The following is a 17,588-nucleotide window of genomic DNA, read 5'->3' on the forward strand; positions in this document are numbered from 1 at the left end:
CTCCGGTATCGTCGGCGCTCGACAGCCGTGCGGGTTTCCCGGCGGCACGACTCAGGGAGCGAACGGGTGCGGCTTCCGGCTGACGCGGTGGTCGCGGCGTGGCGGCCACCGGTGCCGGGGATCATCGAAGTCTTCCACGCCCAGTACGCCAGGCACGAGTATCCGGTGCACACGCACGACGCCTGGACCTTGCTGATCATCGACGGTGGTGCGGTGCACTACGAGCTCGACCACCGCGAACACACCGTCGGCGAGGCGACCACCACGATCCTGCCCCCGCACCTGCCACACGACGGCCGGGTCGTCGCGCCGGAGGGCCTGCGCAAGCGGGTGCTCTACCTGGACCGGTCCCTGCTGGACGAATCACTCGTCGGGCCGGCCGCCGACGAACCCGACCTGCGCGATCCGATGCTGCGGACCAGGGTCGGCCAGCTGCACGACCTGCTCGCCGAGGGCGGCGACGAGCTGGCGGCGCACTGCCGGTTGGCCCTGATCGGCGACCGGCTCCGCACCCACCTCGGCGGCGGCTCCGTCGAGCCGCGCCCACGGCGGGAACCCCGGTTGGCCCGACGGCTGCGCGAACTGCTGGACGAGCACACCACCGAAGGGGTCCGCCTCGACCAGGCGGCCGAGCTGCTCCAGGCCCACCCGGTGCACCTGATCCGGACCTTCCGCCGGGAGTACGGGCTGCCGCCGCACCGTTACCTGACGGGTCGTCGGGTGGAGCACGCCCGACGGCTGCTGCTGGCCGGAATCCCCCCGGCCGACGTGGCGACGGCCGCCGGGTTCTACGACCAGTCGCACCTGTGCCGGCACTTCAAGCAGCTGGTCGGGGTCAGCCCCGCGTACTTCGCCCGGCTGAGCCGGGACGTCAGCCGGCCCCGTCCGCGTCGAACCCGGTCAGCAGGCTGAGCGCGGTCCGTTTGTCGCCGCGGCCACCAGGCCGGTCGCAGCGAGGGCGAAGCCGACGGTCAACTGTGTCCCGCCGTACATCCGAGGCAGTTGGAGGCGGCTAAACCAGTGGCGCCGCAGGCCGTCGTCCCGACAATGGGTGGGGTGCAGAAGGTCGAGGTCGTCGTCGCCCATGACGAGCGCGTCACCCTGCGCCTCGGCGACATGTTCCTGAAGATCGACTCCGATCCGACCCGCATCGAGGTCGAGGCCGAGGCGATGGCCATGGCTCCGATCCCGACGCCGCGGGTGCTGTGGCGCAGGCCGTCGGTGCTCGCGCTGGCCGCGCTCCCGGGGACGGCACTCGGCCGCCTCGGCGAGCCGTCGACCGCGTCGGCGGCGGCCTGGGCAGCGGCGGGTGCCGCCGTACGCACCCTGCATGACTCGCCGCCGCCACCGCGGACCGGCCGCACCGCCGACGAGTTCGCGGCCGACCTCGACAGGGAGTGCGAACGGCTGGTAGCGGACGGCATTCTCCCCCACGACCTGGTCACCCGCAACCGCGAGGTGGCCGGGGCGGCGCTGCGGCCGTGGAAACCTGTCTTCATCCACGGCGACCTGCAGATCACTCACGTCTTCGTCGAGAGTGACGAGGTAACCGGGGTGATCGACTGGTCCGAGGCGAGCCGGGGCGACGCCATGTTCGACCTCGCCATCCTGACACTCGGCCACGAGGAGCGCCTCGGCGATCTCCTCGCCGGCTACGGCACCGACGTCGACCTCGACGTGATCCGCGGCTGGTGGTCGCTGCGCAGCCTGACGGCGATCCGCTGGCTGGCCGAACACGGCTTCGACCCGACCGCCCCCGGCTGCGAGGTCGACGTGCTCAGATCCCGGATGTGAGGCACCGGTCCACGCCATCCGGGCGGCGGCGTCCAGCCGTCAGGACGGGTTCTGCCATGATGACCGGAGGTCCGCCGGCACCGCCCCGCCAGCCGTGGCGGGCCGGCTCACCGCCTACCTCCCAGGGCTTGGAGGGAAGACTGATGCCCCGATGCCTGACCCGGCTGGAGACGGAGGCCCTCGTCACCCAGGGCATGATCGTACTCCTCGACGACGCAAGCGACTACGGGCTGTCCGAAAAGGACTGGTTGTCGGTCACACCGAACTGCGTGGTCGCAATCAGCGCAGGCTCCACCGACCACCACGCCCGGGTTACCGTCGAGATCTGGGATACGGCACCCCCGCCGGCCGGCGGCTGGGAGAGCGGCAAGGCGGCCCGGGTCCGGCTCGACAGCGGCTAGCTGGAGATCCAGCCCACCGACACCCACGTGCTGCGGATCGGCCCGCCCGGTCGTTATGAGCTGCGGGCGTACCGCGCCGGACGGTCCCGTATCGCCGAGCTGACCCCGCGCGCCGGGATCGACGAGTTGCGCGGAGTGGAGTCGTTCCTGTTCCAGTTCTGGCCGGCCTCGGAATCACTCCAATAGCGACTTGGAACTTCCGTCTGCGAACCGGCCGTTACCAAAGCAAGCCGGTCAGCCCGGGGCAGTGCCCCACTGACTTGTCACGTTAGGTTGCCTTCGATCCGCAGCCGTCATCGGGTTTCACGGGGAGGCCCACACCAGGACGGCTGCCGAAGGGGGCACGTCTTGATACCTCCACTCCTCAGATCCCGCCGCCTGGCCATCGCGGCGCTGTCAGCCGCGATGACGATAGCTGGCCGCCGCGGCCGACCAGCTCGGTCCGGCGTGCCCGCCGCTGGTCTGCGTCAACGGTCAGCCGAGCACGGCGGCGCTGCGGCTGCTGATGGCGCTCGCCGAAGCCGGCGCGCGGCTGTCGTACCACGGCGATTTCGACTGGGGCGGCCTGCGGATCGCCAACCTGTTGCGGTCGCGGGTCCGGTGGCAACCGTGGCGGTACGACGCGGCGGCGTACCGGGCCGCGGTCGCCGACGCCACACCGGGAACGCTCACCGGCCTGCCGGTCGAGGCCGGCTGGGACGCCGAGCTGACCGACCTCATGCGCCGGCACGGCGCCCGCGTCGAGGAGGAACTGGTCCTCGACACCCTTCTCGCCGACCTGGCCGGTCACTGACTGAGGTGATCTCAGCAAGGATTCGGGAGCGGTTCGGGATGACACGGACGTAGCGCCCGTAGCGGACATGCTGGGATATGGACGTGGAGCCATCGGTAGACAGGTTCTTGCGACGGAATCGGTCTCCGAGAGGGCTCCACGTGATCACCTATTCTGCCAGGCTTGACGTGCCCAGGGAACTCGTGCGTCACGTGGCGGGTCTGCTTCGCGCCGAGCGTGCGGCGGTGGGTACCCGCCGCCGCACGAGGGCGTTGACGTGCTTCTACCAGGCGCTGCTGGTGTTGGTGTGGTTCCGCAAGGGTGAGGACAAGACCACCCTCGGGGCCGGGTTCGGGGTGTCACGGGCCACCGCGTACCGGTATGTCGCCGAGGCCGTGCGGGTCCTCGCGGCGCAGACACCAACCCTGCACGACGCCCTCGCCCGGGTGGCCGCGGACGGCTGGTCGCACGTGATCCTGGACGGGAAACTGTTCGACACCGACCGGCTCGGCGAGACCACCACCAGTGTCAAAGGCGAAACGATCGATGCCTGGTACTCCGGGAAACACCGTGGCTTCGGCGCGAACATCCAAGCGATCATGCGGCCCGACGGGCTACCGATCTGGACGTCCGAGGCGATGCCCGCGCACCTGCACGACCTGACCTGCGCCCAGGACCTGGACATCACCGGCGCGCTCTACTGGGCCGCGTCAACCCTGGACCTGCCGACCCTGGCCGACTCCGGCTACGAAGGCGCTGGCCAGGGCATCCACACCCCATACAAGCAACCCACCGACAGCCACCGCCTCGCCGTCGGCAACCGAACCCACAACGCGATCCTTCGATCCCTGCGGTGCCTCGGAGAACGCGGCTTCGCAATCCTGACCGGCCGCTGGCGGACGCTTCGTCACACCACCGCCAGCCCACGAAGCCTCGGCGATATCGTCCGCGCCGCTATCCACCTCACACACTTCGAATACCGATACCTACCGCATCCTTGCTGAGATCACGTCACTGGTCGCCTCAGCCGAGCGATCAGGCGCCCTGCCCGCGATGACGTTTCGCGGCCGAGGCGGGGTCGCCGGACGCGGGGAACCTCCGAAAGGCGCACCCGCTGTGCGCGAACCTGGCGGCGGAGACCGTGGCTGGAGCGCGGGCCGCGGATCGAGCCGTGCTCGCCGTCCGGCCGGGGACGGCTGGCGCGGCCGCCCGGCACGAGTGCTGCACGGCGTTCGCGAGGACCATCGACGCAGGGAGCGACCACCATGGACGGCACGGATCAGATGAGCAGGTACGCCGCCCGCTACGGGATCTGGCCAAGGGCCGGGTCCACGACTACGACCTGAGGCTGCGCCGCTTCGACGACGCCGACTGGCAGCGGTACGGCGCGCTGCTCGCCGTCGCGTTCGCGCTGGCCGTCGGGCGGCGGTTCCGGCCCGGCCAGGACCGGGCGCCGGTGATTCGGATGGTGGCCGGGATCCGGGAACGCTACGACCGCACCGGGCGCGACATCGACCCGGGCACCGCCGAGGCGCTGGTCTGGGCCGCGCTCGGCGAGTACCCGCCGGTGCCGATGGACCAGGCCGCCATCGCCACCCAGACCCTGCTGCTGATCGGCCTGCTCCACGACGAGGGCCTCTCCCCCACCGACCTTGACGCCTTCCTCCGCTCCGCCGAAGACCTCACCAAACCCGCCGACCAGCCATGATCACCTGCGCAAGACTCCCGCATCCACCGTCAGAGGAGTAGCCGGGGGACGATCGTCAGGAGGCAGGGGGCCACCACGGCGACCAGGAAGCAGATCAGGAAGCCCAGTCGGGCGTAGAGGTCGGGCGTCTCGCCGACCTTGGGCTGCCCGAACAGGCGCAGGATCAGGAAGCCGGCGAAGAAGGCCAGTGCCGGCAGCCCGGCGCAGCTCCACGCGAAGTAGGCGAACGGGTCGGTGTCGACCAGCCGGTTGAGATACAGGATCACGAACTGCAGGACGCCCGCCGCCGCCCCACAGCCGGCGTAGACGGCCACCGCCCGACCCAGCGGCGCCCACATCGGCAGCAGCGCGGGCCGTCGGGCCAGCTCCTCCGCGCGGGTCGCGGCCTCGTCGGCGGCCGCGATCGCCTGCCGGGCCAGCGCGATCTCGCGCCCGGGGTCGGCCGGGGCGGGGTCCGGCGCGGCGCCGCCGGCCGGCGCGTTCCGGATCGGCTCACCCCACCGCACGCTGGTGCCGACCGGCACGGCCCGATCGTCGTACGCGGTACGCGGCGGCGGCACCGGCGGCTGCCCGGGGCCCGGGGCACCCGCCTCCGACACCGGTGTGGCCGGCAGCGCGATCCGAGCCGGCCCGGCCGGCAACTCCGGATGCCCGTCAGCCCCCGAATACCCGGCACCACCGGGACGCCCGGCACCCGGCGGCGCCCAGCCCTCAGGCGGTGGCGGCGGCAGGCCGGCGCCCGGTGGCGGTGGCGGGGGCGGCAGGCCGGCGCCCGGTGGCGGTGGCGGGGGCGGCAGGCCGGCGCCCGGGGGCGGGGTCGGGAAGCCGGGGTGGGTCGGGCTCGGGGGTGGGAGGTTGTTCGGGTCGGGGTCCGGGCCGGGTGGGGACTCGCCGATGCTGAGGGCCAGATCGGTCAGCCGGCGTCGCTGCATGGCCAGGTGATGCGACAACCCGGCGATCTCCGCGTCGGCGTCGGCCCGCTGCTGGCGTACCCGGTCGGTGCTGTCGGCGCCGGTGCGGTGCAGCTCGTGCAGGTGCCGGGCGAGCGCGGCGTACTCCTGGAAGCCGGACCAGGCCGGGGAGCCGGCCGCCGGCGGGCCGGGCTGGCCCGGCGGATCCCAACGTGGCATCTCAGAGCCCCTCGTCGAACTCGTGGCCGGGGCGTACGAACGGGACGATCAGCCGGGTCCGCTGGTCGTGCCGGTCGATCAGCAGCGCCCGGTTCGCGCGCGGCGCGTACGGCAGCTCCTGGGTGCCGAGGTAGGAGCCGAGTTCGGCGCCGGTCACGTTCAACGCCACCAGGCAGGCGACGTCGTCGCGCTTGAACGAGCCGCCGATGTCGTCGGAGAGCCGGCTCAGTCCACGCCACCAGCCGAGCAGGTGCACCCCGTACGCGGGACCCTGACGCAGCATCGTGCGCAGGTCGTCCAGCCCGGACCGGAAGCTCGCGTCGGTGATGCCGAGCACCCCGCTGGCGGCGTCCATCCCGAACACCACCAGGTAGGTCCGGTCGGTCGACTGCCGGCCGGCCGGCTCGGCCAGCTTGCGGATCTCGTCGCGCAGCGTCTGCGCGTCCAGCCGGGTCACCGGATGGCCGGCCGCCGCCAGCGTCTCGGCGGTCTCGTCGGCGACCTGGTCGGCGCCGGCCACCAGCGGGGCGAGCAGGAACGCGACGGTGCCGGGGCGGTGCTGGCGGGCCAGGCTGACGGCGGCGGCGTGCAGCACGTCGGCGCCGACCGGGGAGGTGCCGACCACCGCCAGGTGCCGGCCGGGGGTGGCGTCGATCGGGAACATCGCCGAGGTGAGGTCCACGTCCACCACCCGGCCGACCAGCGCCAGCGGGCGCCGACCGCCGGGAGCCAGGCCGGCGAAGGTGGGGTCGTCCTCGACGTGCGCCGACTCGTACCCCTTGAAGACCGCGGGTGGTCGCGAGCCGGCCGCCCGCGCCCGCCACAGCTCGTGCCGCAGCGCCGCGACCTGCCCGGCGCTGGCGTGCGCGTCGGGGAACCGGACCACGGTGTTGGCCGACCGGATGCCGGCGGCCGGGTTGACCACGGCCGACCCGACCGGCAGGGCGCCGGCCGCGTCGTTGAGCGGATCGAGTACGCCGTTACCGCCGGCCAGCGCGATCCGCAGCGGGAACTGACCGAAGATCGAGTCGGTCTTGCCGTAGAGCGCCTCGATGCCGGACATGCTCTGGCTGGCCAGCACCAGGTGGATGCCGTACGAGCGGCCCTTGCGGGCCAGCTCCTCCAGCAGCGCCACCGCCTCCCGGGCGACCGCGTCGTTGCCGGCGAAGAGCACGTGGAACTCGTCGATCACCGCGACCACCCGGGGTACCGGCCGGCCGTCGTCGCGGGGCAGGTCGGCCAGTTTGGTGACGCCGTGCCGCTTGAACGCCGACGCCCGCCGGTTCAGCTCCCGGCGCAGCTCGCGCAGCACCGCCACGCCGTACTCCCGGTCGGATTCGATGCCGACCGCCCGGGCGTGCGGGATCCAGGACGGGTCGCGGCCGGTCGGCACGAACTCGGTGAAGCTGATGCCCTCCTTGAAGTCGAGCAGGTAGAGCGCCAGCTCGTCCGGGGAGTAGCGGGCCGCCAGTCCGTAGAGGACATCGAGCAGGAAGACCGTCTTGCCGGCGCCGGTGCGGCCGCCGACCAGCCAGTGCGGTGTCTTGTCGTCGAAGGCGAGCGCCACCGCGTCCCGGCCGGCGCGGCCGATCACGGTACGCAGCCCGGCGGCGGACGACTCCGTCCACGGCCGGGCCGGCAGCAGGTCGGTGAAATCCAGTTCGGAACCGCGCCGGCTCTGCTCGCCGAGCTGGTCGGCGAGCTCGTCGATGACCTGCCGGGGCGGGTCGCCGTCCAGCCGCACCGGCACGGCCAGTCCGCTGCCGTCGCTGCTGAACAGATGACCGGGCGGGTCGCCGACCCGCGCCCGGTCCCCCTCCACCCGGATCTGGGTGGTGCCGCCCAGCTCCGGCGGGGTCAGGCCCGCCACCCGCGGCGGATAACCCGCCACCAGTACGCAGACCCCGGCGCTCGGTCCGGCATGGGTGAGCGCGGCGAGCCGGTTCAGCTCCCGCCCCTGCGGCGCCGAGGCGGCCACCACCAGCAGCAGCTCATCCGGACCGCCGAACGCCGGGCCACCGGCAGCAGCGTCGCCGGACCCCGAGCCACCGAACGCCGGGCCACCGGAAGCCGGGCCACCGGAAGCCGAGCCGCCGGCGAAGCGGCCCGGTAGGCCGCCCGGTACGCCCCCGGCGGCACGAACCCGGTCCTGGGTGGTGCGGGCGTGGCGTTCGGCCGCGTCCAGCAGCGCCGCCACCTCCTGGTCGTTGGTGGCCGGTGGCTGCAGCACGCCCGCCTCCACCAGCGCCCGCAACGGTACGAACGTCGCGCCCAACGCGGCGGTGTCCATCGTGGCGACCCGCACCGCACCGGGCGGGGCGGCCAGCAACAGCCGCACGACAAGGCCACGCAGCAGCGCGGCCACCCGCGGATCGCGGGCGTCGGCGTCGATCGCGAGGTGGGTGCCGCCGGTCAGCGGCACGATCGCCGGGAACAACCCGCCGGGTGCGGCGCTCTCCGAGGTGCCGGCCAAACCGACCCGCACCGGGATCGGGCCGGGGAAGAATCCGGCCGGTTCCGGCGCCGCCGTCACCACGTCACCGATCCGCCGCAGCCGCGCGGCGACGTCGGCGAGCTGGCCGGTGTCGGCCGGCGCGGCAAGGCTGGTCAGTTCCCGCGAGGCGGCCGCCAGGTGCACGTACGCCTGCCGGTGCGCCGCCAGCGCCCGCCGGTACGTGGCTGCGAGTCCCAACCTGCCCCCCACCCACGTCCCGGCCGCGTAGTCACGGGAACACTAACCGACCCCACCGGCCCCCGGCATCCCAGCCACCCCGAATACGCTGGGACCGCCGACCGGGATCGCGGTCGACAAGGGCTGGGAAACGGATGGAGATGTGCGATGACGAACCTGGTACACCACTACCGGACGGTGGTCACCTGGACCGGCAATCGCGGCACCGGCACCAGCGGCTACCGCGACTACGACCGGACCCACGAGGTGGCCGCCGAGGGTCGGCCGGTCATCCCCGGCAGCTCCGACCCCGCCTTCCGGGGCGACCCCGACCGCTGGACCCCCGAGCACCTGCTGCTGGCCGCCCTCTCCCAGTGCCACATGCTCTCCTACCTGCACCTATGCGCCGTGAACGGGGTGACGGTGACCCACTATGTCGACCACGCCGACGGCTCCATGCGGCAGGTCGGCCCGGGCGGTCACTTCACGGAAGTAGTCCTGCGCCCCCAGATAACGGTGCAAAACCCCGACCAGATAGCCACCGCAACCGCCCTCCACCCCGAAGCGCACAACCGCTGCTTCATCGCCGCCTCCGTCAACTTCCCCGTCCGCCACGAACCGCTGATCGAGGTCGCAGGAAGCTGAATCTTGGAACGGGACGGTCGCGGTCGCGTCACTCTGCTTCCAAGATCTCTCGGGGGGAGCGAAAGAGAGGCGGTTGTGGCGGGTTATTGGCAGTGGGAGGGGTGCGGGGTGGGCAGGGTTGGGCGGCATGGCGTTCTTTACCTCTGGGAAGCGGGCGGAGCGGGCTGTTCCCGGCGACGATGCGGACGAGTTGACCTGGCTGCTCTTCCGGCAGGATGAGGTGCTGGCCGGACGGCAGGCGCGGCAGCACCTCACTGCGTCCGCGGTGCGCCACCGGGTCAGATCCGGACGCTGGCGCCGGGTGCACCGCGACGTGTACGTCACCCACAGTGGACCGGTGAGCGCCGAGCAGCGGCTGTGGATCGCCGTCCTCGCCTGCGGTCAGGGCAGCGCGCTCGCCGGTCTGACCGCGGCCGCCCGGTGTGGGCTGAAGGGCTTCGGGGAACGGACCATCCACCTCGTCCGGCCGGCGCAGCTACGCACCGTTCGACCACCGCGCGGGGTGGTCGTGCACCGCAGCGGCACGCTCGCCGAGGAGGACGTCAATTCCCGAGGACTACCGCCGTACACCACGAACGCCCGGTCTCTGGTGGACGCGGCGGCGTGGGCGGCAACCGACGACCGGGCCAGGGCGGTGATCGCAGCCGGGTTCCAGCAGCGGTTGGTCGGCGGGGACGACATCCACCGGCTGGTGTCGCGGCTGCCGACCCTGCGCCGCCGCGCGTTGATTCTGGCCACGGCCGACGACGCGTGCGGCGGTTCGGAGTCGTTGCCCGAGTTGCGGTACCTGCAGGCGGCCCGCCGCGCCGGGCTGCCGGAGCCGAACCGGCAGCACCGTCGCCGGGACGCGTCCGGCCGGATCCGCTACCTCGACGTCTACTACGAGCGGTGGCGGGTGCACGTGGAGATCGACGGCGGCCACCACCTGGATGTCCGCGCCCAGTGGGCCGACATGGCCCGGCAGAACGACCTGTGGATCGCCGGCGACCGGGTGCTGCGCTTCCCCGCCTGGCTCGTCCGCGACCGCCCCGCCGACGTGATCGCCCAGGTCCGCCAGGCACTCCTGGCAGCCGGCTGGTGCCCGGACGAGCGTCGGTGAATCTTGGAACCGGAGCGCCGCTTGGACGACACTCCGGTTCCAAGATCTCGGCGGTGCCACCCGTCAGCGGACCGCCAGTGGGCGGGAGGCCGGGTTGACCGGGGCTGGGAGTTCGCCGGCGCCGCCGAGGTAGGTGTGGATCGCGGCGGCGGCAGCCCGGCCCTCGGCGATCGCCCAGACGATGAGCGAGGCCCCCCGGTGCATGTCGCCGGCGACGAAGACGCCGTCGGTGCCGGTCTGCCAGTCCGGTCGGGAGTCCACCGCGCCGCGCGCGTTGCGGGTCACCCCGAGCTGGTCGAGCAGCGGCTGCTCCTCGGTGCCGTCGAAGCCGATCGCGAGCAGCACCAGGTCGGCGGGGAGTTCCCGCTCCGACCCGGGCACCAGGGTCAGGATCCGCCGGCCGTCGACCTTCTCGACGGTCACCTCGGCGATCCGCACCGCCCGCACCTGGCCGGTGCCGTCGTCGACGAACTCCTGCACGGCGACCGCGAAGACCCGCTCGCCGCCCTCCTCGTGGGCCGGGTAGTTGCGCAGCACCCACGGCCAGGTCGGCCACGGGTCGCGGTCGGCGTCGCGGCTGTGCGGCGGCTCCGGGTACAGGTCGAGCTGGTGTACGCCGGCCGCGCCCTGCCGGTGCGCCACGCCGAGACAGTCGGCGCCGGTGTCACCGCCGCCGATGATCACCACGTGCTTGCCGGCGGCGTCGATCGGGGTGCTCGTCGCCAGCCCGGAAACCACTCGGTTGGCCGCCACCAGGTGCGCCATCGCCTGGTGTACGCCGCGCAGCTGGCGGCCCGGGGTGGCCGGGGTGTCCCGGCCGGCGAGCGCCCCGCAGGCGAGCAGCACCGCGTCGTGCTCGGCCCGCAGCGCCTCGGCGGTGATGTCGACGCCGACGTTGACGCCGGTGCGGAACTGGACGCCCTCGGCGGTGAGCTGGGCCATCCGGCGGTCGATGTGCTCCTTCTCCAGCTTGAAGTCCGGGATGCCGTAGCGCAGCAGCCCGCCGATCGCGTCGTCCCGTTCGTACACGGTCACCGCGTGCCCGGCGCGGGCCAGTTGCTGGGCGGCGGCCAGCCCGGCCGGGCCGGACCCGACCACCGCGACCCGCTTGCCGGTCGGCTCGCCGACCTGCTGCGGCGTCACCAGGTCCAGGTCGAAGGCCCGGTTGATGATCTCGACCTCGACCTGCTTGATGGCGACCGGGTCGACCCCACCGATGCCGAGTACGCAGGCCGCCTCGCAGGGTGCCGGGCAGAGTCGGCCGGTGAACTCGGGGAAGTTGTTCGTGGCGTGCAGCGAGGAGATGGCCGCCGCCCAGTTGCCGGTGCGGACCAGGTCGTTCCAGTCCGGGATGCGGTTGCCCAGCGGGCAGCCGTCGTGGCAGAACGGGATGCCGCAGTCCATGCAGCGGGTCGCCTGCTCGGTGATGAGCTGGTCGCTGGCGGGAGGGTAGACCTCCCGCCAGTCTTTGATCCGGACCGGCACCGGGCGGCGGGCGGGCAGCTGCCGGCCGTACCGCAGGAAACCGTTCGGGTCAGGCACGAGCCACCTCCTGGGACGCCCGCGGCGCGGGCAGCTCCGTCACGGTCGGCGCGGCGGGCGCCGCCGCCGGCGCCGTCGGGGCGGCCAGCGCGGACATCACCGCCTCGTCGACGTCCCGGCCGGCGGCTTCGGCGGCCTTCATGATCTCCAACACCCGGCGGTAGTCCCGCGGGACCACGGCGGTGAACTCCTCGACCGCCTCCGGCCAGCGCTTGAGCAGCTCCTCGGCGATCGCCGAGTCGGTCTCGGCGAAGTGCCGCTGCACCAGGTTGTGCAGGGTGACCCGCTCGTCGTCGGCGAGCGGCGCGAGGTCCACCAGTTCCGGGTTGACCTTGCGGCGGTCCAGCCGCCAGACGAACGCGGTGCCGCCGGACATCCCGGCGGCGAGGTTCCGGCCGGTCGGGCCGAGCACCACCACCGTGCCGCCGGTCATGTACTCGCAGCCGTGGTCGCCGACGCCCTCGACGACGGTCACCGCGCCGGAGTTGCGCACCGCGAACCGCTCCCCGACCCGGCCGCGCAGGAACAGTTCCCCGCCGGTGGCGCCGTACAGGATGGTGTTGCCGGCGATGATCTGCTCCTCGGCCCCGCCGGTGCCGTCCGGGCGGCTGGCCGCCGCCCCGACGAACGGCGCCGCGTGGTCCGGCCGGATCACGATCCGGCCGCCGGAGAGCCCCTTGCCGACGTAGTCGTTGGCGTCACCGATCATCCGCAGCGTCACCCCGCGCGGCAGGAACGCCCCGAACGACTGGCCGGCGGTGCCGGTCAGAGTCAGGTCGATGGTGTCGGTGGGCAGCCCTTCGCCGCCGAACCGGCGGGTCACCTCGCCGCCGAGCATCGCGCCCACGCTGCGGTGCTCGTTGCGTACCGCGGTGGCCGCCCGCACCGGGGTGCCGTCGCGCAGCGCCGGTTCGGCGAGCCGGATCAGCTCGTTGTCCAGGGCCTTGGCCAGGCCGTGGTCCTGGGCGCGCACCCCGCGCCGCGCGGCGTCGGGCGGCAGGTCCGGCACGTGCAGTACGGGAGTGAGGTCCAGCCCGTGCGCCTTCCAGTGCTCCAGCGCCGGCTCGAAGTCGAGCAGCTCGGCCCGGCCGATCGCCTCCTCGAGCGTCCGGAAGCCCAGCTCGGCCAGGTAGCCGCGGACCTCCTCGGCGAGGAAGAGGAAGAAGTTCTCCACGAACTCCGGCCGGCCGGTGTACCGCTCGCGCAGCACCGGGTTCTGGGTGGCGATGCCGACCGGGCAGGTGTCCAGGTGGCAGACCCGCATCATCACGCAGCCGGCGACGATCAGCGGCGCGGTGGCGAAGCCGAACTCCTCGGCGCCGAGCAGCGCCGCGACCAGCACGTCCCGGCCGGTCTTGAGCTGGCCGTCGACCTGCACGGTGACCCGGTCGCGGAGCTTGTTGAGCAGCAGCGTCTGCTGCGCCTCGGCCAGGCCCAGCTCCCACGGGGTGCCGGCGTGCTTGAGCGAGTTGAGCGGGGAGGCGCCGGTACCACCGTCGTGCCCGGAGATCAGGATCACGTCGGCCTTGAGCTTGGCCACCCCGGCCGCGACCGTGCCCACCCCGATCTCGCTGACCAGCTTGACGTGCACCCGGGCGGCCGGGTTCACGCACTTGAGGTCGTGGACGAGCTGGGCCAGGTCCTCGATGGAGTAGATGTCGTGGTGCGGCGGCGGGGAGATCAGCCCCACCCCGGGGGTGGCGTGCCGGGTCCGGGCGATCCAGGGCCAGACCTTGTTGCCGGGCAGCTGGCCGCCCTCGCCGGGCTTAGCCCCCTGCGCCATCTTGATCTGCAGGTCGTCGGCGTTCACGAGGTATTCGCTGGTCACCCCGAACCGGCCGCTGGCGATCTGCTTGACCGCGGAGCGGCGCGCCGGGTCGTGCAGCCGGTCGACGTCCTCGCCGCCCTCGCCGGTGTTGGACTTGCCGCCGAGGCGGTTCATCGCCACGGCGAGGGTCTCGTGCGCCTCGGCGGAGATCGAACCGTATGACATGGCGCCGGTGGCGAACCGCTTGACGATCTCGCTGGCCGGTTCGACCTCGTCCAGCGGCACCGGCTCCCGCTCGCCGGTCAGCAGCGTGAACAGCCCGCGCAGCGAACCCGTGCGGGCGGCCAGTTCGTCCACCTTCGCGGTGTACTCGCGGAAGATGTCGTACTGCCGGCTGCGGGTGGCGTGCTGGAGCAGGAAGACCGTCTCCGGGTTGAACAGGTGCAGTTCACCCTCGCGGCGCCACTGGTACTCGCCGCCGACGGCCAGCCGGCGCAGCTCGCCGTCGCCGGCCGGCCCGGCGGCCGGCTGCGCGGTGCCGGCCGTCGCGGCACCCGCCGGCGGGACGCCGGTAAGCGAGCGGGGGAACGCCCGGGCGTGCCGGGCGGCGATCTCGCCGTGGATGCCGGCCAGGCCGACGCCGCCGATCCGGCCCGGGGTGCCGGCAAAGTAGCGCTGCACCAGCCGGTCGTCCAGGCCGACCGCCTCGAAGACCTGCGCCCCGCAGTACGACGAGACCGTGGAGATGCCCATCTTGGACATGATCTTCAAGACGCCCTTGCCGAGCGCCTTGACGTAGTTGCGGATCGCCGTCTGCGGCGCCACGCCGGTGAGCGCGCCGGTGGCGATCAGGTCCTCCACCGACTCGAAGGCGAGGTACGGGTTGACCGCCGCCGCGCCGTAGCCGATCAGGACCGCGGCGTGGTGCACCTCCCGGCAGTCGCCGGACTCGACGATCAGCGCCGCCTGGGTGCGGGTCTGCTCGCGGACCAGGTGCTGGTGCACGGCGGCGGTGAGCAGCAGGGAGGGAATCGGCGCCAGGTCGACGGTGGAGTCCCGGTCCGACAGCACCAGAATCCGTACGCCGTCCTCGATCGCCTCGGAGACGTGCCGGCAGATCTCGGTCAGCCGGGCCCGGATGCCGGCGGCGCCGTCGCGCAGCCGGTAGAGCCCGGAGACCCGGACCGCCTTGAAGCCGGGCAGGTCGCCGTCCTCGTCGATCGAGAGGATCTTGGCCAGCTCGTCGTTGTCGATGATCGGGTACGGCAGCACGATCTGCCGGCAGCTCGCCGGGCCGGGATCGAGCAGGTTGGCCTCCGGCCCGATGGTCGACTGCAGGCTGGTGACCAGCTCCTCCCGGATCGCGTCCAGCGGCGGGTTGGTGACCTGGGCGAAGAGCTGGTGGAAGTAGTCGTAGAGCAGCCGCGGCCGGGTGGACAGCGGCGAGATCGGGGTGTCGGTGCCCATCGACCCGATCGGCTCGGCGCCGGTGCGGGCCATCGGCGCCAGCAGGATCTTCAGCTCCTCCTCGGTGTAGCCGAAGGTCTGCTGGCGGCGCAGCACCGAGTCGTGGGTGTAGACCGTGTGCTCCCGGGCCGGCAGGTCGGCCAGGTCGATCAGCCCGGCGTGCAGCCAGTCGTCGTACGGCCGCTCGGCGGCCAACTCGGCCTTGATCTCGTCGTCGGAGACGATCCGGCCGGCCACCGTGTCGACCAGGAACATCCGACCCGGCTGCAGCCGGCCCTTGGCGACCACCGTGGCCGGGTCGAGGTCCAGCACGCCGGCCTCGCTGCCCAGCACCACCAACCCGTCGCTGGTCCGCCACCACCGGCCCGGCCGCAGGCCGTTGCGGTCGAGCACCGCGCCGACCAGCGAACCGTCGGTGAAGGCGACCGAGGCCGGCCCGTCCCACGGCTCCATCAGGCTGGCGTGGAACCGGTAGAAGGCCCGCTCCGCGGGCTCCATGTCCGAGTCGTTCTCCCACGCCTCCGGGATCATCATCAGCACCGCGTGCGGCAGGCTCCGGCCGGCCAGGTGCAGCAGCTCAAGCACCTCGTCGAAGTTCGCCGAGTCGGAGGCGCCCGGGGTGCAGACCGGGAAGAGCCGCTTGATGTTGCCCGGGATCGCCGGACTCGACAGCAGGGCCTCCCGCGCGTTCATCCAGTTCTTGTTGCCCCGGATCGTGTTGATCTCGCCGTTGTGGGCGATGAACCGGTACGGGTGCGCCAGCGGCCAGGACGGGAAGGTGTTCGTCGAGAAGCGGGAGTGCACCAGCGCGATGGCGCTCGTCACCCGCGGGTCGGTCAGGTCCGGGAAGTAGCTCGGCAACTGGTCCGGGGTGAGCATCCCCTTGTAGACCATGGTTCGCGCCGACAGCGACGGGAAGTACGCGGGCACCCCGCGTTCGGCGCTCTCCCGCTCGGCCTGCTTGCGGACGCAGAACGCCACCCGGTCCAGGTCGAGGCCGGTGAGCGGGGAGCCGGCCGGGCCGGCGGGCGAGTCGGTCAGCCGACGCGCGGCGATGAAGATCTGCTGGATCCGGGGGCGGGCGGCGAGCGCCGTCTCCCCCAGGTCGTCCGGGACCACCGGCACGTCCCGCCAGCCGAGCACCTCGGCGCCCTCGACCAGCGCGTACTTCTCGATGACCCGGCGGGCCTGCGCCTCGTCGGGCTCGTCGACCGGGAGGAAGACCAGGCCGGTGGCGTACTGCCCGGCGGGCGGCAGCGGGAAGTCGACCACCTCGCGCAGGAAGCCGTCCGGCACCTGCAGCATGATGCCGGCGCCGTCACCGGTGTTCGGCTCGGCGCCCCGGGCACCCCGGTGGTCGAGGCGGCACAGCGCCGACAGGCCCTTGCCCACCACGTCGTGGGACCGCCGGCCGTTGAGGTCCGCGACGAAGGCGACCCCGCAGGCGTCCCGCTCGAAGGCCGGGTCGTAGAGTCCCTGCGCGGTCGGCAGACCTGGCGCGGTCGGGTCACTCTGCGCGATCGGCAGACCCTGGGCGGTCGGAGAGAGGTTCGGCTCCTGACGGTACGGAAGAACCACCGGGCCTCCTGTCGTCACTCACGTTTCAGTCAATCGGTCGGGACGACGTCGGCCCTGCTGAGTCCTACGAGTCTACGTTAGGGCCGGCCCCGCTCGACCAGTGCGGATTGATCACACCCCACTCGGTGGGACGTGTACTCTCCCCCGGTGGCTCCCGTGCAACAGCAGCTCTTTGACCGGTTAGAACGCTTTTACGACGCCCTGCCCCGTGACATGTCCCACACGGAGGAGTTCGGCGGTCTTGTGCTATTTGTCCGGGACGGTGCCGGCTGGCCCTTCTACGCCCGCCCCCGGCCGGACGCCACCGAGCCGCCTTCTGCGGCCGACATTACCGCAGTCCGGCAACGTCAGCGCGACCTCGGTGTACCCGAGGCGTTCGAGTGGATGCACGAGCGGCACCCCGACCTGCTCGCCGTCGCCCGCTCCGCCGGCCTGGCGGTCCTGGAGGCGCCGCTGATGGTGCTGGACGTCGCGGAACTGGCGCCACCGGAGCGCTTCGCCGACGTACCGGTGCGGGTCCTGGACCCCGACGACCCGCGGTATCCCGCGGACCTCGCGGTCCGTCGCGCGCTGGCCACGGTCGGGTTCGGCACCCCCGGCACCGAACCCGGCGCGGCCGGCCCGGCCGAACGCGACGCCACCACCATCGAACTGGCGCCGGACGTCCTCGCCGAGGAGCGCGCCCGGGCGGTCGGCGGCCGGCAGGTCTCCGCGCTCGCCGAGCTGCCCGGCATCGGGGCGGTGGCCTGCGGCACCGCGATGCGGGTCGATGATGTCGCGGAAATCACCGGCGTGGCCACGCTGCCGAGCGTCCGCCGCCGGGGCGTCGGGGCGGCCCTCACCGCGGCCCTGACCCGCCGGATGCTCGACCTCGGCACCGACCTGGTCTTCCTCTCCGCCGGCAGCGAGGACATCGCGCGGGTCTACCTGCGGGTCGGCTTCCGCCGGCTGGGAACGGCCTGCATCGGCGAACCCGCCGCCGTGCCGGCCTGACCGCGCTGTCCAGGCTGACT

14 protein-coding genes are annotated in these 17,588 nt (G+C 72.8%); 10 read left to right on the forward strand and 4 right to left on the reverse strand.

The genetic code is table 11. The annotated features are described in order from the left end of the window. Positions 1–66 precede the first annotated feature (66 nt). From O7627_RS22410 to O7627_RS22440, 7 genes are all read left to right on the forward strand, one after another. Positions 67–912: an AraC family transcriptional regulator gene (locus O7627_RS22410; protein ID WP_278095466.1), complete on the forward strand. Its 846-nt coding sequence runs from the start codon at positions 67–69 to the stop codon at positions 910–912. A gap of 135 nt (positions 913–1,047) precedes the next feature. Next, entirely contained in the window at positions 1,048–1,794 is a 747-nt protein-coding gene (locus O7627_RS22415; protein WP_278098376.1) for an aminoglycoside phosphotransferase family protein, read from the forward strand. Between the two features lie 143 nt (positions 1,795–1,937). Continuing rightward, entirely contained in the window at positions 1,938–2,195 is a 258-nt protein-coding gene (locus O7627_RS22420; protein WP_278095467.1) for a hypothetical protein, read from the forward strand. Positions 2,196–2,222: 27 nt separating this feature from the next. Next, complete coding sequence (locus tag O7627_RS22425) at positions 2,223–2,381, forward strand: hypothetical protein (protein WP_278095468.1); 159 nt, start codon at positions 2,223–2,225, stop codon at positions 2,379–2,381. A 229-nt stretch (positions 2,382–2,610) separates the two neighbouring features. Further along, positions 2,611–2,988, forward strand: a complete 378-nt coding sequence (locus O7627_RS22430; protein ID WP_278098377.1) for a DUF2399 domain-containing protein — start codon at positions 2,611–2,613, stop codon at positions 2,986–2,988. A 224-nt stretch (positions 2,989–3,212) separates the two neighbouring features. Further along, entirely contained in the window at positions 3,213–3,971 is a 759-nt protein-coding gene (locus tag O7627_RS22435) for a transposase family protein (RefSeq protein ID WP_278094068.1), read from the forward strand. Positions 3,972–4,138: 167 nt separating this feature from the next. Beyond that, positions 4,139–4,675, forward strand: coding sequence for a hypothetical protein (locus O7627_RS22440; RefSeq protein WP_278095469.1), 537 nt, complete (start codon positions 4,139–4,141; stop codon positions 4,673–4,675). Positions 4,676–4,704: 29 nt separating this feature from the next. On the opposite strand, the gene O7627_RS22445 is transcribed toward O7627_RS22440, so the two are convergent. After that, positions 4,705–5,805 (reverse strand): hypothetical protein, encoded by a 1,101-nt coding sequence (locus O7627_RS22445; protein ID WP_278095470.1) that lies wholly within the window; start codon positions 5,803–5,805, stop codon positions 4,705–4,707. 1 nt (position 5,806) lies between these two features. Then, a complete protein-coding gene (locus O7627_RS22450; RefSeq protein WP_278095471.1) occupies positions 5,807–8,497 on the reverse strand; it encodes an FtsK/SpoIIIE domain-containing protein in 2,691 nt (896 codons plus the stop codon). A 147-nt stretch (positions 8,498–8,644) separates the two neighbouring features. On the opposite strand from O7627_RS22450, the gene O7627_RS22455 reads away from it, so the two are divergent. Continuing rightward, complete coding sequence (locus tag O7627_RS22455; protein WP_278095472.1) at positions 8,645–9,121, forward strand: OsmC family protein; 477 nt, start codon at positions 8,645–8,647, stop codon at positions 9,119–9,121. A gap of 127 nt (positions 9,122–9,248) precedes the next feature. Then, positions 9,249–10,220 (forward strand): hypothetical protein, encoded by a 972-nt coding sequence (locus tag O7627_RS22460; protein WP_278095473.1) that lies wholly within the window; start codon positions 9,249–9,251, stop codon positions 10,218–10,220. 63 nt (positions 10,221–10,283) lie between these two features. On the opposite strand, the gene O7627_RS22465 is transcribed toward O7627_RS22460, so the two are convergent. Both O7627_RS22465 and O7627_RS22470 read right to left on the reverse strand, forming a co-directional pair. Beyond that, entirely contained in the window at positions 10,284–11,762 is a 1,479-nt protein-coding gene (locus O7627_RS22465; protein ID WP_278095474.1) for a glutamate synthase subunit beta, read from the reverse strand. Beyond that, positions 11,755–16,524: a glutamate synthase-related protein gene (locus tag O7627_RS22470; RefSeq protein ID WP_278098378.1), complete on the reverse strand. Its 4,770-nt coding sequence runs from the start codon at positions 16,522–16,524 to the stop codon at positions 11,755–11,757. The genes O7627_RS22465 and O7627_RS22470 overlap by 8 nt, the downstream gene beginning before the upstream one ends. Before the next feature lie 264 nt (positions 16,525–16,788). Between O7627_RS22470 and O7627_RS22475 the strand changes: the two genes are divergently transcribed. Beyond that, positions 16,789–17,568, forward strand: coding sequence for a GNAT family N-acetyltransferase (locus O7627_RS22475; RefSeq protein WP_278095475.1), 780 nt, complete (start codon positions 16,789–16,791; stop codon positions 17,566–17,568). The last annotated feature ends 20 nt before the right edge of the window (positions 17,569–17,588 follow it).

Source organism: Solwaraspora sp. WMMD1047, assembly GCF_029626155.1.
GTDB lineage: Bacteria > Actinomycetota > Actinomycetes > Mycobacteriales > Micromonosporaceae > WMMD1047.

Coding starts and splice junctions, on each gene's coding strand:
- O7627_RS22460 (WP_278095473.1), top strand. CDS start 9,249: ATGGCGTTCTTTACCTCTGGGAAGCGGGCGGAGCGGGCTGTTCCCGGC.
- O7627_RS22445 (WP_278095470.1), bottom strand. CDS start 5,805: ATGCCACGTTGGGATCCGCCGGGCCAGCCCGGCCCGCCGGCGGCCGGC.
- O7627_RS22420 (WP_278095467.1), top strand. CDS start 1,938: ATGCCCCGATGCCTGACCCGGCTGGAGACGGAGGCCCTCGTCACCCAG.
- O7627_RS22415 (WP_278098376.1), top strand. CDS start 1,048: ATGGGTGGGGTGCAGAAGGTCGAGGTCGTCGTCGCCCATGACGAGCGC.
- O7627_RS22455 (WP_278095472.1), top strand. CDS start 8,645: ATGACGAACCTGGTACACCACTACCGGACGGTGGTCACCTGGACCGGC.
- O7627_RS22475 (WP_278095475.1), top strand. CDS start 16,789: ATGTCCCACACGGAGGAGTTCGGCGGTCTTGTGCTATTTGTCCGGGAC.